12 protein-coding genes, 2 pseudogenes and 1 CRISPR repeat array are annotated in these 13,922 nt (G+C 40.7%); of the genes and pseudogenes, 12 read left to right on the forward strand and 2 right to left on the reverse strand.

Annotation, left to right across the window (positions count from 1 at the left end; all coding sequences use genetic code 11):
- Positions 1–146: 146 nt before the first annotated feature.
- The 9 genes from ICL16_RS25995 (at position 147) to ICL16_RS26040 (ending at position 6,206) form a co-directional block, all read left to right on the forward strand.
- On the forward strand, positions 147–371 hold the full coding sequence (locus tag ICL16_RS25995; RefSeq protein WP_190833793.1) for a hypothetical protein: 225 nt from the start codon (positions 147–149) through the stop codon (positions 369–371).
- Positions 368–823: a hypothetical protein gene (locus tag ICL16_RS26000; RefSeq protein ID WP_190833795.1), complete on the forward strand. Its 456-nt coding sequence runs from the start codon at positions 368–370 to the stop codon at positions 821–823. The genes ICL16_RS25995 and ICL16_RS26000 overlap by 4 nt, the downstream gene beginning before the upstream one ends.
- A gap of 36 nt (positions 824–859) precedes the next feature.
- A complete protein-coding gene (locus ICL16_RS26005) occupies positions 860–1,261 on the forward strand; it encodes a hypothetical protein (protein ID WP_190833797.1) in 402 nt (133 codons plus the stop codon).
- A 257-nt stretch (positions 1,262–1,518) separates the two neighbouring features.
- A complete protein-coding gene (locus ICL16_RS26010) occupies positions 1,519–2,139 on the forward strand; it encodes a hypothetical protein (protein ID WP_190833799.1) in 621 nt (206 codons plus the stop codon).
- A gap of 96 nt (positions 2,140–2,235) precedes the next feature.
- A complete protein-coding gene (locus ICL16_RS26015) occupies positions 2,236–3,195 on the forward strand; it encodes an RAMP superfamily CRISPR-associated protein (RefSeq protein WP_190833801.1) in 960 nt (319 codons plus the stop codon).
- Positions 3,192–3,659: a hypothetical protein gene (locus ICL16_RS26020; RefSeq protein ID WP_190833803.1), complete on the forward strand. Its 468-nt coding sequence runs from the start codon at positions 3,192–3,194 to the stop codon at positions 3,657–3,659. Before ICL16_RS26015 ends, ICL16_RS26020 begins: the two co-directional genes overlap by 4 nt.
- Positions 3,656–4,729 carry an RAMP superfamily CRISPR-associated protein gene (locus tag ICL16_RS26025; RefSeq protein ID WP_190833805.1) on the forward strand — a complete coding sequence of 358 codons (1,074 nt, stop codon included), beginning with the start codon at positions 3,656–3,658 and terminating at the stop codon, positions 4,727–4,729. The genes ICL16_RS26020 and ICL16_RS26025 overlap by 4 nt, the downstream gene beginning before the upstream one ends.
- A complete protein-coding gene (locus ICL16_RS26030; RefSeq protein ID WP_190833808.1) occupies positions 4,729–5,391 on the forward strand; it encodes a hypothetical protein in 663 nt (220 codons plus the stop codon). The genes ICL16_RS26025 and ICL16_RS26030 overlap by 1 nt, the downstream gene beginning before the upstream one ends.
- Positions 5,392–6,014: 623 nt before the next feature.
- Complete coding sequence (locus ICL16_RS26040) at positions 6,015–6,206, forward strand: hypothetical protein (protein ID WP_190833810.1); 192 nt, start codon at positions 6,015–6,017, stop codon at positions 6,204–6,206.
- Positions 6,207–6,235: 29 nt separating this feature from the next.
- Here ICL16_RS26040 and ICL16_RS26045 read toward each other — a convergent pair whose 3' ends face one another.
- Positions 6,236–6,448, reverse strand: coding sequence for a hypothetical protein (locus tag ICL16_RS26045; protein WP_190833812.1), 213 nt, complete (start codon positions 6,446–6,448; stop codon positions 6,236–6,238).
- 297 nt (positions 6,449–6,745) lie between these two features.
- On the opposite strand from ICL16_RS26045, the pseudogene ICL16_RS26050 reads away from it, so the two are divergent.
- The 3 genes and pseudogenes from ICL16_RS26050 to ICL16_RS26060 form a co-directional block, all read left to right on the forward strand.
- Positions 6,746–8,166, forward strand: a pseudogene (locus tag ICL16_RS26050) (transposase); the annotation flags it as partial.
- A gap of 556 nt (positions 8,167–8,722) precedes the next feature.
- A CRISPR array of direct repeats spans positions 8,723–10,003; the repeat unit is 36 nt; unit sequence CTTTCCAAACCACTTCCCCTGAGCGGGGACGGAAAC.
- Positions 10,004–10,157: 154 nt separating this feature from the next.
- Positions 10,158–11,026, forward strand: a pseudogene (locus ICL16_RS26055) (Rpn family recombination-promoting nuclease/putative transposase).
- Positions 11,027–11,416: 390 nt separating this feature from the next.
- Positions 11,417–12,424, forward strand: coding sequence for a DUF2235 domain-containing protein (locus tag ICL16_RS26060; RefSeq protein WP_190833813.1), 1,008 nt, complete (start codon positions 11,417–11,419; stop codon positions 12,422–12,424).
- 406 nt (positions 12,425–12,830) lie between these two features.
- On the opposite strand, the gene ICL16_RS26065 is transcribed toward ICL16_RS26060, so the two are convergent.
- Positions 12,831–13,856, reverse strand: coding sequence for a sulfate/molybdate ABC transporter ATP-binding protein (locus ICL16_RS26065; protein ID WP_190833816.1), 1,026 nt, complete (start codon positions 13,854–13,856; stop codon positions 12,831–12,833).
- Positions 13,857–13,922: the final 66 nt, after the last annotated feature.

The raw sequence follows: 13,922 nt of genomic DNA on the forward strand, positions 1-13,922 counted from the left end.
ATACGATTAGGTATATAGGCTAGTTCTACTTTAGGTAGGGCTTGCCTTAAAATAAGGGAGATTGCGAAAATGAGTGCCGTGCCTACTGCATTTTCCCTCTCCCTTTCACAAACAAAAGAAAATAAACGTGAAAGAGCAAATTAATCATGAGTGAGCAAAGTCAGGATAAAGTGTACTTAGTTACTGGTGTACGCATAGCAATTAGTGAAGATGGAATTTTAATAGCAGGAATGCTATCTGAAAGCCCATTTGAGAGCAATGAGCAACAGTCAGCATCACCAGTACATCCGATAGGTAACTTTGCGTTTACTCGACGACAAGCTACCTTCTTAAGAGATAGTATAAATGAATTTTTAAAGGAAGAAGAATGAGCAGGAATTCAACAGAGAAGCGTTCATCACCAATATATACAACAGATACCACTTGGAAAGAAGTTCGTACATCTTCTTCCTTAAACTTGATGAAATGGAAGAATTTACCAAGTATTGATGTAATTCATAAAGTACGAGAATTGGTAAACAAGTTAGCTAAAGTAGCTGATGTAAAAAGGGTATGGGCTGTAGCCCCAAGACTTCCCGATCTTCATCATATTGATTTTGAACTAGAGTTGCCGTCAGGAACTGAGTTATCAGATGAAGCCTGGAATCTCGTACAAGATTTAGTGATTGACTATGAATGGAACTTAAGAGATGTTAGTAGGGAAAAATGGTATTTTGATGCTCAAGTAGTATATCGATTTCCAGAGGCGACTAAGGTAATAGCAGATTCTAACGACAAACAACGTGCTTGGTCAAGCCCCCCTCTCAAATTAGTTGTACATTGATTACCTAAGCGCCAAGTTTTGAAACAAAAATGATCTATGACCTGTGATTACTACCTTGAGCAAGCTAAAAGTAATGAACAAGCAGCACGAAGTGTGGAAAAGAGTTATCCAGATTGGGCAGTTACTATGTGCTTTTATGCTGCGTTGCACTTGGTAGAACACTATGCTTGTGTTGAAGGGTCTAATATAGAGCAGGAATATCCAGGACATTCGCCCCACGATTCTCGTCGGCAATATGTTTACGACCTTGCCGACAAACTACGTAATTCTCATTTACGTAAAGTGTATAAAGATTTAGAAAAAGAGAGTCGTAAAGCCAGATATCTTGAAGGTATAACTACTAGTGCGAAGGTATATTACACTAAGAATAAATTAAAAGTAACAAACTCTTTTCAAAATTTACAGCAAATTAAACAGATATTAGATGATAATTTGTAAAATCCCCGTGAGGGGACGGAAACAAACATCCGTCATATACTGACTAACAGTCAAGTACTGTTGCCAGAATAACTCCATAGGGAGACGGATACATTAATCCGTGAGATGCTAGATGATTAGTTTAATTAATCTCCCATCTCTCTTCCCCGCAAGGGGATTACACCGATCTATAAAGTTTCCTAGTATTGAGGGAAAAAAGATAAGATTCAAGCAAAAACATTATAGTTCTATGGTGTAAATTCATTGAGGATAGTGATATGGCTTTTAGTAGCTACAAAACTGTAGGCGAAGTTTTGAAAGAATTTCAGGTTAAATATCTTGAAGCAAATTTCATGAGCGAAGCTGAGTTTGATGTCTCAGATTACTTTAGAGAAGATTTGCAAACTGTAATGCGGGAAGGAGTTGTTGATAACTCAGAATATGCTATTTGTGAAAACTTGATCTACCCTGTTTTAAAGGAAGTTTGGAAGCGCTACAGCAGCAAGTTTATTTTATGGAGCCATCAGTTTCTCACTTATAATGAGCCATTATCAGGTTATCCTGAATATATCTTGGCTAAACGTTCTCCATTGGGGAAAGTTGTCTTTGACAAACCCTACTTCATTTTAGTCGAAGCCAAGCAGGATAACTTTGAAGCAGGTTGGGCGCAATGTCTGGCAGAAATGATTGCAGCACAAAGACTGAATGCAGAACTGCCAATAACTATATATGGCATTGTCTCTAATGGCGATCGCTGGCAATTTGGTAAGCTGGAAGCAGAAGTATTTACCAAAGATAACGCTCCTTACACCATTTATGAGCTAGATAAACTCTTCGCTGCTGTCAATTATGTTTTTCAACAGTGTGAATTGCAGCTAAATAATCTAGTAACTGCTTAATCTTCCTCTGCGTTCTCTGCGCCTCGGCGGTTCATTCTTAAATCTTCTCTAAACAAAACAAGAGCAGTTAAAACCAAATATTTTTCTCATAAAACCATGCACAAACGATTTGTCAACCATTGCACTATTGACTTAACCTTAATACCCGATGGACCAATTCTGATCAAATCTGGTAAAGAAGGTGCTGATCCCACCAAGCCAGATATGGAATTCGTCGAGACGTACCATGCAGGGGGACGCTCAATCTATTTACCAGGAAGTGGGCTTAAAGGTGCTATTCGCGCCCACGCAGAAAGAATTGTCCGCACTGTAGGAAGAGATAGTAATCCTAATAATTCTAAAATTCCTTGGGCTAATGACCCTTTAAATGATAAGTATGAGTATTTAAAGGATTTAGAAGCTGCTGACATATACAAAAAATCATCTTTTACTGACCAGATGTTTGGTAATATTGCTATTGCCAGTCGTATTCGAGTTGAAGATGCTTATCCCGTTGACCCTAAGCAAATTAAACTTGAGGAACGTAATGGGGTAGCTATTGATCGTGTATTTGGTTCTGTTGCCGTTGGTCCCTTTAACTATCAAGTTTGTACCTCTGGTGAATTTAGCACTAAAATTCATCTCAAAAACTTTACTTTGGCGCAGCTAGGTTTAATTGGTTTGGTACTACGCGATTTAAATGATGGTTGGTTTGGTCTTGGTTTTGCTAAATCTCGCGGTTTGGGTACAGTTGCAGTAAAATTTAACTCTGCTACTGTACAATACCCTAGTTGTGTGTTAGATGCAGAAACTCGAAAAATTCGCCAATTAGGAAATTTAGGAGAATGGGATTGGACTTTATTGCTAGGAGCGGGAGAGTTTTTATCAGATGGAGAAGCAAAAAAATACGGCTTTCCTAAACCTGATCGCCAACCTACTCCCATTCGTGCTGAAGCAATGGATTTGGGTTTTGGCGTTAAGCTAAATTGGCAAGGTGATGGTGAAGCAGGCGTACCGGATTTGTTTACAAGAGCAGTTCGTGCTTGGAGTGAAGTTTTGAGAGGTGCAGCAGCATGAGTGGGTTTGTATATTCTCAGAAAAATGCATCATTAGATGAACTGAAAAGCTTGCTTGAGAAATTAGCAATTGAGCCTAGTTATTACTTTTTGCGTTCTGCTCATGCAGTCAGCGGTATCTGTAGGAAATTGCCAGAAGAATTTGCCACTCCTGAAGGGCAAATGTTTAATGCCGATCACGAACTACGCTGGAAAAAACAAAAGTCTGGCTACGATGTCTTACTTCTAAGTATAAAAGAAGTTAATTTAGAAGGGATAAAGAAAGATTGTAGTAGTAATTGGGAAATATGCGATTTCAATGCCTACTTTTATAAAAACGAGACTAAATTTCCCAATGGTTTTACATTCAAGGGGTTAAGTGATGAAGATATCAACCCTGAAGACATCCATATAAGTCAGCGATATTTCAAAGACGCAAAGACTGCAACAGTACATTTTATCGCTCTTACTGTGAAGGAAAAATGACTACTACTCCGCCTCGAAAACCGCAAAAACCTACTCCACAATCACCGCCTCGTTCTCGTGACTTTTCGGATGGAACAGCTGCGCCTAAACCTTATGAGTTGATTCCTTTTCCTCAAGAACGTCCTCTTTTACAGCCTCCGGCTGGACATCATAAATACGATAATAATCGCTTGCATGGAACTTTGTTTCTCACCCTAAAAGTTCAAACTTCTTTGCACGTTTCCACCGGCGTAAGTGTTATGGGTAGCGACATTGGTAGTCGTGTGCCTCTGATTAAAACAATGACACAGGGAATTGACCAAAAACTCTCCATTCAAGGCAGTTCCCTCAAAGGCTGCATTCGCTCTGTGTATGAAGCAATAACTAACAGTACTTTAGCAGTTATTACATCAAAGTATAAAGCAAACATACCCCCAGAACGCTTACCTTGCAAAAACAAAACAGATCTTTGTCCAGCTAGCCGAGTCTTTGGTGCTTTGGATTGGCAAGGATTGATTGATTTTAATGATGCTAAGTGTAAGAATACAGGTTTCAGTACGGGATTTATGCCGTCTTTATATCGCCCTCGTCCTGAGGAACGCCAAGCCTATTTTAATACAAGAGGTAAAGTAGCAGGACGCAAGTTTTATTATCACACGATTCGGGCAATTGATAAAGGTCAAAATCAAGGCATTACAGTTCAGCAAGCTGCAAAGGAGTACACCTTTACAACTGAGTTACACTTTAGGAATTTGAAACCAGAGGAACTTGGTACTCTGTTAATTGTATTAGGACAAGATCCAAAATATCCTATTGCTCTTAAGGTGGGTGGTGGTAAACCAATTGGGATGGGAACAATGACGGTGGAGGTGACAGAAGCACAAGTACTGCAAAATGCCAAAGATTTGCGTGATCGCTATTCTGCTTACATCCCCCCAAGTGATCGCCTGAATGGACATGAATTGCAACAATTTGTCCGCAAACAAGTTCAAGCGGCTCATTCTCGGCTGATTCAAACTGCGCAATTACAGGAATTAGCTGTTGTACTGCGTTACCCAACTGATCGCGAACCCCCAGAAGGAATGTACTGATGCTGACTACTGAATCTCTAACAGAAGCTCAATGGCAAATAGCTCATGCGATCGCACTGACTTTAGTCAAAGATAATACAGATGTGAATGAATTGGGGAAGGCGATCGCTTATCTTCGCGCCTCTATCAATCAACCTAATGCAGGTGCAAAATTCTTCAAATACTTAAAAACTCTGGTCAGTAACGATAGACAAATTGGACACAGCGGTAAAACTCCTGGATACTACCGCAGTATTGAGAGAACTTGCAGTCAATATCTACAAAGTGAAGCTAATGCCCAAACCATGCTGCAAATTTTGGGATGGGCTGCGCGTTTAATGCGCTACTACAAAGATGCTGCTCCGATTGAGGATATTACTTTACCTTCTACCTCTCTACCAAAAAGAGAGTCGCAACTGGAACAGGGTTCCGAACGTCAAGCAGAAATTGCTTCTGTTATTCAGTCGCGTAACTTTGCTCTTGACCAAACTTTAGATGCTACTGTACTTGGGATTAAGGGCATTAAGGTGACTTATGAGATATTGGGGACAATCAAACTTACGGAGAAAGAGCCGAAAAAAGCAGATTCTCTGAAAGAAGGACAGGTAGTGAAAGTGAAAATTACTGCGCTTAAAGAAGATGGGAGTATTAAAAGTGTTAAATGTGTTTGTAATTGTATTTAGTAAAACTCCGAAGCGAGCGCTACCTCCTCTAATTCTTAGATTTCTGAAAAACCTACCCAGGGTGACGGGTGGACGACTTGGAAATTCAATAACAAGCTGCTTATGCAGTTAGTGGTACATTTGTCAGGACGATTTAGTGTTTAGCATGAGTGAAACTGTTTATATCGAAACTAGCATTCTCGGTTATCTCACTGCCCAAGCAACTAGAAATCTAATAACTGCTGGAAATATTGAGATGACTTGAGAATGGTGGGAATTCCGTCGAAACCTTTTTACTCTTTATATCTCACAAGTCGTTCTAGATGAAGCATCTCAAGGAGATTCAGAGATAGCTGCTCAACGTCTGGCTGTAGTTCGGGGGTTTCCACTGCTTGAAGTAACTGAAGCTGTGGAAAACTTAGCCGCTCAGTTTATGCGGAAAAGTAATCTCCCAGCCAAAGCCTCTGACGTGTGCAATTCATATCGCACTAGCCACTGTTAACAATCTCGATTACCTGTTAACGTGGAACTGTAAACATATTGCCAACGCTCAGATTCAAAAGAAGCTATTGAAAATTTGCTTAGATTTTGGATACACTTTGCCAATCATCTGTACACCTTATGAACTTATGGGAGAGTGAATTATGTGGGAAGACGAAATTGTAGAAGAACTTCATCGAATTCGTGAGGAACATGCAAAGGCGTTCAATTACGATATAAGGGCAATCTGTGCGGATTGGCGAAAAAGACAGGAACAAAGTGGCAGGCACTTTGTAAGCCTAACTCCTCCTGCAAAGCCAGCTAACAACCCGGCGCAGCGGACAGAGCAGAAATAGCTACTTCTATAATAGTTTTTGAGGAAATGCTAACTTATACTTGGAAATACGGATGTTCGTCGATATAAATTAGATGGAAGCTTGAGACAATACGCTGAAGGAACAACATCAATTATCCACCAATTGAATAAATCTATCTTGGCTGCTGCAAAAGGGGAAATTGCATCGCCTGCGATCGCATCGTACAAAATATCTATAGGTAGGTCTATGTGAGCAGGATAGTAAGTGGTATTTGGTATCATTATTACCTGAAAATCTCATTAATAGATTTGTGCAGCAGCGATCGCGCCTGCATTGGTTACTGTTTTAACTATTTCCTTCAGATCAAGGTGCTATCGATCTTGCCGCAAAGCACTTATCTGGTTCAACTTGCTATTAGTCAAAAAATTAACTAGGGCTTGCTGAGAAAGTAGAAAAAGGTAGCACCGTAAGGACTATGAAACCTTACAAATCTTGTTAAGTGCAAGAAAAAATGAGAAAATCACTAAAAACCCTTGCATTACCATTTTTCCTACGTACTATTAGTGTAATTAGCTACTATGTACAGAAAACAAGAGCAAGCATCAATTCCACCGGAAAACTTTCAACTTCCTTTTGAAGGAAAATTATTAGAAGATAATCGTTGGGTTGTCATGGCATCAATAATACCATGGTCAGAATTTGAAGAGGAATATGCATCATGTTTTGATGAAAAAATGGGAGCCCCGGCTAAATCATTCCAGATGGCTTTAGGGGCATTAATAATCAAAGAAAAACTAGGTCTAAGTGATAGGGAAACAGTAGAGCAAATCAAAGAGAATCCTTATCTACAGTATTTTATAGGGATGTCGTCTTATAGTAATGATGCTCCATTTGACGCATCAATGGAGCGTACATTTTCGAGAAAGAATGAGTGCAGACCTAGTACACAAAGTAAATCAAAGAATGGTAAAGAAGATGCTAGAAGCAACATCTGCTCAACCAAATGAAAAAAAAACACAAGAACCAGAAAAACCAGAAAAAGAGGATGAACCACCTAAAAATCGCGGAAAACTAATAATAGATGCAACTTGTGGCAAGCGTGATATTAGCTATCCGACAGATTTAGAGCTATTAAATAAGCGCGAGAAAGCAGACAGAACAAATTATAGACTCTCTTTATGAACAGCTAAAGGGGCAATTAGATAAAAAACCAAGAACCTATCGAGAAAGGGCCAGAAAGGATTACCTGGAAGTGACAAAGAAACGACGTGTATCACAAAAAGAAAGAAGAAAAGCTATTAAAAAACAACTCCAATATATTAGAAGAAACTTATTTTATATTGAGCAGATAATCGGCTCAGGAGCAACACTTGAAAGTTTGAGTAAAAGACAATATAGGATGTTATTGGTAGCTACAGAAGTCTATCGTCAACAACTATGGCTATATGAGAATAAAAAACAGAGTATTGATGACCGTATTGTTAGTTTAAACCAACCCCATATTCGTCCAATAGTACGAGGAAAAGCCAGGAAAAACGTTGAATTTGGAGCAAAATTGTCAGCCAGTTACTTTGATGGATATGTGTTTTTAGACCAGATAAGTTGGGATAACTTTAATGAATCAGGAGATTTAAAAACACAAATAGAAGCATATAAAAACTACACTGGTTATTATCCAGAATCCGTTCATGTTGATAAAATTTATCGCACAAGAGAAAATCGGGCTTGGTGCAAAGAAAGAGGTATTAGAATCAGTGGACCTCCTCTGGGAAGACCTCCAGCTAATATTAGTAAAGAAAAAAAGAAACAAGACAAAGAAGACGAGAAGATTCGTAATTCTATCGAGGGAAAATTTGGGCAAGCTAAAAGAAGATTTAGCCTGGATAGAGTGATGACGAAACTTGCTCATACGTCTGAAACTGCAATTGCTATTACTTTTTTAGTAATGAATCTTACCGCCGGCTTATTGCGGGTTTTTCTATCTTTTTATGTCAATTTTTAAAAATCACACCTTTTTCTCTCTATTTAATCATTTATAATGATGATTTTTTAATTATCGATAACTAAAAATTATCTAAGACTCTTGCTTGAATAACCGATCAACTCTTCTATTGGGTTTTTCTTACTTTTTCAGCAAGCCCTAACTAAATGTGTACTGAGCATAACAAGCGATAGTATGGGTTATGGGCAAAGGCTATCAACCCGTTCTATCTGAGCGAAACTGTCTACAAAAATAGCCTGCAGCGATCACTATTCACTTAGCTGTAAAAGTTGGCGATCAAATCTCCAATATTGTAAAGAATCTTACACATTCATTGACAATAGGGCAAATTACGTATTACTCTGTATTTAGTCGAAAAAATCATCGACACACCTCTACAAAACCTTGAAAACCGCATTATTTCGTTGACCTGTGTCGATTGCTCTTGTAGCAAGGCTTTTAAGCTAAAAGGAAAGAGTTGATTGTCAATAATTTTGCGCTTATTGATAATTGAAAAAAGGTGTGTCGATTTGACGCCTGAAACCCGCTCCCAGTAAGGCTCCCTGAGCGAACTCTTTCCAAACCACTTCCCCTGAGCGGGGACGGAAACGTTAATTACGGATCGGTCGAGATCTCTAATTGCCGCTTTCCAAACCACTTCCCCTGAGCGGGGACGGAAACTCCTCTCGAATGTACGGAAATGCGCCTCTTGTCGATGCTTTCCAAACCACTTCCCCTGAGCGGGGACGGAAACTCGCCGCGTCCAATCTGGTAAGCGTTCCTCTATGGGCTTTCCAAACCACTTCCCCTGAGCGGGGACGGAAACGTCTGCAGAGCTACTACTGGTGTCGAATGAGCTGAGAGCCTTTCCAAACCACTTCCCCTGAGCGGGGACGGAAACTCAACCACCCAACAGGCGGCTCCAGAAATTACTGCCTCTTTCCAAACCACTTCCCCTGAGCGGGGACGGAAACCTTCCTACAGTTCCAGTTGCTCCAGTAACAAGAATTCTCCTTTCCAAACCACTTCCCCTAAGCGGGGACGGAAACTTGACCAAGTGTCAATTGAGTTAAATCGTTGGAGCCTACTTTCCAAACCACTTCCCCTGAGCGGGGACGGAAACTTCGCAAGTTGCAGGTTGGAGGTTTTCCTGCATTGCGACCTTTCCAAACCACTTCCCCTGAGCGGGGACGGAAACGAGTAGTACACTTTTTCTCCTTGACCCTCACGGAACTTTCCAAACCACTTCCCCTGAGCGGGGACGGAAACACTCTAATGTTTTACCGCGAGGAGCTTGGCATAACTGCTTTCCAAACCACTTCCCCTGAGCGGGGACGGAAACCAGCCCGTACTACCGCAGGTGCGTAAAGCGTATGGGTCAACTTTCCAAACCACTTCCCCTGAGCGGGGACGGAAACCACGAGTGAATCGCCAAATGACTTTCCTCTAGTACAACTTTCCAAACCACTTCCCCTGAGCGGGGACGGAAACAATTCTTCCCAGTCAAACTGGGCGCCAGGGTAATCTTGGTACTTTCCAAACCACTTCCCCTGAGCGGGGACGGAAACACCAGGTCTCGATAAGTCAAAACCTGGCTTTATTAATTAGCTTTCCAAACCACTTCCCCTGAGCGGGGACGGAAACGAGAAAAGTGTAGAAAATTTCATGAGAATCTCCACTTTCCAAACCACTTCCCCTGAGCGGGGACGGAAACGAAGACATATTACATCCTCAGCTTTGTTGTGTGATCTTTCCAAACCACTTCCCCTGAGCGGGGACGGAAACTCAAGGTTTTTCTCCCTTTCTTTAGAATTTGTTACTTTCCAAACCACTTCCCCTGAGCGGGGACAGAAAAGATTGCAGATGTAGTTTACTCAACTTTCACATTCCCAGGTTTTGACGATCGCACTCCCTAGAGTTGTTTCAACAAAGTACCCGAACACAAGATTCGATTTCAGCGCTATCTCATGTATCATAAGTAACACTGCGTAAGTACAACTACATTCCCCATGCCAAAACCTGCCGATGTCAGCACCAAACGTTTAATTAGCCTCGCACCCGACAATTGGGTAAAATGGGTAACACAAATCCCTGATGTTGTTGCAGGCTAAATCCTCAACTCAGAGTTCCAGTGGATTAGTAGAGAAAGCGATGTACTCATCCGGGTTAAGAGTCAAGAACACGGCAAATTTCTTGTACTCAATGAATTACAATTGCGCTATAAATCCCAAATGCCCAGAAGGATGCGTGCCTATGCCGCACTGGCAGAAGAAAAATATCAATTACCAACTTATCCTGTACTGATTAATATCCTCAAAACGAGTGATACACAAATTCCCACGCGATACGAGTCCAATGTTGCTGGGTTACAAGCACGGCAAGATTACCGTGTCATTAACCTATGGGAAGTTGATGTTAACATCGCCTTTGAACAACCTTTACCGTCATTACTTCCATTTGTGCCAATTCTTAAGGGTGGTGAAGACGAATCGAAAATTCGGGAAGCATTACGGATATTGCAAGCAGATGAACAATTGAACCAATTAGAAACAGTCTTAGCATTTTTTGCTACGTTTGTAATACATAGTGCATTAGTCCAACAAATCATGAGGTGGGATATGACAGTATTACGTGAGTCTCCTTGGTATCAGGAATTCTACAAGAAGGGGAAATACGTGGCGAGAGCAGAGGTGAGGAACGTGGAAGACGTGAGCAAATGCTATCGAATATTGAAATGACTCTGGAGATGAAATTTGGTAGTGATGGCTTACAACTGATGTCACAAATCTCGCCTATTTCGGATTTAGAAAACTTGAAAGCGATTTTGCGTAGTGCGATCGCCGCCTCTACAATTGAAGAATTGCAACAAATGATTTAGTACACTTATTGTTTGTGTTTACTAAATATTTCCTACTACTCCGTTAAGTTTTACATAATTAAGAATCCTTGTAGAGACGTTCCATGGAACGTCTCTACATTATTTTTCACGTCTATGTCTATAGTTGTTAAATAGTATATTTGGATTTATAAAGTATTATATATTACATTTTATCTGAACAGAGATGAGAGCTAAGAGTGCAATAAAACATCGATAGCGAAAGGTTACGGAGATTATTTTTTACGTAAATTTACTCAGGTAAAATACAAATTGGTATATTTATGATGAGAATAATCGTGAAATGCTTCAATTAGCGTACTCTTTTGTCGAATCCACCTCTAAATTTGCATAACAATTAATTCCATTTATCAAAGGCTTTGAGATCAAACTATGAAACGTCTTGTTATTTGTTGTGATGGCACGTGGCAACAGTTAACGAGTGCTTACCCAAGCAACGTAGTTAAGCTGGCTCAATCTGTCAAACCGATCGCTAGTGATGGGGTTACACAGATCGTGTTTTATGACGAGGGCATTGGCACTGAGAGTTATAAAGTTTTAGGCGGAGCTACCGGACTAGGAATCGATAGAAATATAGAAGATTGTTACCGATTTCTGAGTCTTAACTATGTTCCTGGTGATGAAATCTATCTGTTCGGCTTTAGTCGTGGTGCGTATACAGTTAGAAGTCTAGCAGGGATGATTTATTGCTCTGGTTTGCTCGAACGCCCTCATGTCACTCAAACACATGAAGCTTACGAGCTTTACCGTAACCGAGATGTTAAGCCAAAAGATCCTACAGCAGTCAAATATCGTGATAAATACGGAGAGCGTGTCCCAATCACCTTACTCGGTTGTTTCGATACTGTCGGAGCTTTGGGTATCCCTGGAATGCCTGCTTTCAGCAAGTTTCACGAACAGCTTAATAAGCGGTATAGATTCCATGACACTACTGTAAACAAGTGTGTTCAGAACGCATTACACGCTGTGGCGATCGACGAAATTCGCGAAGTCTTTAATGTCACTCCCATGAACAAGCATCCTGAAGCTGAAAATCAGCGAGTGATTCAAAAGTGGTTTCCTGGTGAACACGGCTGCGTTGGTGGCGGAACCAAAGAACACAGTGGGTTATCAGATGCTGCCTTAAAGTGGATGATTGATTCTATGAGTGATTTGGGATTGGGGCTTGACTTCGATACAAGCGTGATTCCGACAGGCATCAATCCCAATTATGAATGTGACTTTAAGAACGATGTTGGATTCTTTAAATTAGCAGGAATTAAGTTTCGTGAGGTGGGCGATGTCATTGAAGATCTTCATGAAAGCGCCATTTACCGTTTAAAAAGTCGCAAGGACTATCGACCCAAGAATCTAGAAAAGATTTTGTCCAAACTGAGTTAATAAAAGTTCACTAGCATTACGTAATGGTAGTTTTGGGAGTGAAAATGATCCAGCGATCGCGCCGAATAGTTTAGAAGCAACAAATCAGCTTTATATCTTCAGTGTCTTAAATGGCATTAAGTACGGCTTGATTCTCAAGAATGAAGACGAAGATGTCCTTGAAGAATTGAGAACGACTTTGGCGCGTTACAAGAAAGACTTTGCCAATCTCGGTTATGAAATTGGCAACATCAGAACTTTGATCAATATTTGACTATTAGTCCTCTTTAATCACTTTTGAGAAATAAAAATTAATTCCTGTTTGTAGTAAGCGCTTAAGCGCTCACTACGAACCTAAGCAATTACTTCTTGTGGAAGCAGGCATCGGGTACCTGCTTTTATTTGAGGCAGGCAAGGATGCTCGTACTCAATTTACATTAGCGTATGCAGCGGGGAAAATCTTTGCCTGCTTAGATGTAATATAGACACGCTCATTCACCTCAATGTCGAGTTGATTAAATTGATCCCGGCTGAGGTAAGCATTAACTCTCTCCCCAGACTTGAGAGCTAATTCAACGCGAATTTCCCAACCCAAGTTAATAATTCGATCTACTTTGGCGGGTGTAGCCAAATCGCTGGCTTGTTTTTGAATCACAACGTCATGGGGGCGTAAAAAGACTTGGTTGTTCGGTGCAACAGAACCTCCCCTATCTGGTATAATGCCAGCGTGACTGGGTAGAACATTCACCGGACCAACAAAGCTCATCACAAATGGTGTTGCGGGTTTATCATAGATCTCTGATGAAGTACCAACTTGCTCTACCCGACCTTTATTCATGACCACAATTTGGTCGGCAACTTCCATCGCTTCCTCTTGGTCGTGAGTAACGATTACAGTTGTGACATGTACTTCTTCATGCAGGCGTCGCAACCATAGTCTTAACTCTTTACGAACCTTAGCATCTAACGCACCAAAGGGTTCATCTAGGAGTAGAATCTGTGGTTGAACAGCCAGCGCTCTTGCCAATGCTACCCTTTGTCTTTGCCCTCCAGAGAGTTGAGAAGGATAGCGATCGCCAAGCCCTCCTAACTGCACTAACTCCAGAAGTTCATCCGCACGCTCCCTAATTTTCTGCTTGGGTATCTTACGGATTGACATGCCAAAACCTACGTTTTCGCGGATTGTCAAGTGCTTAAACAAAGCGTAGTGCTGAAACACAAAACCAATATGGCGTTCCTGCACCGAGCGATGAGTGGCATTTTCACCCACCAACCATATTTGTCCTGAATCAAGAGTTTCTAACCCAGCAATCATGCGCAGTAAGGTAGATTTTCCCGATCCAGACGGACCTAACAGTGCTACCAATGAGCCTGTTTTAATTTCTAAACTCACCTCATCAACAGCACGGAAAGATCCGTAGTGTTTGGATACATTATCCACTAAAATCCCCATAGTAATCCTCCAACATAAATTGATATATTAATAAACTACTATTTGTTTATCAAGAAATAGGAGTTT

This window comes from Iningainema tapete BLCC-T55 (assembly GCF_014698965.1).
GTDB lineage: Bacteria > Cyanobacteriota > Cyanobacteriia > Cyanobacteriales > Nostocaceae > Iningainema > Iningainema tapete.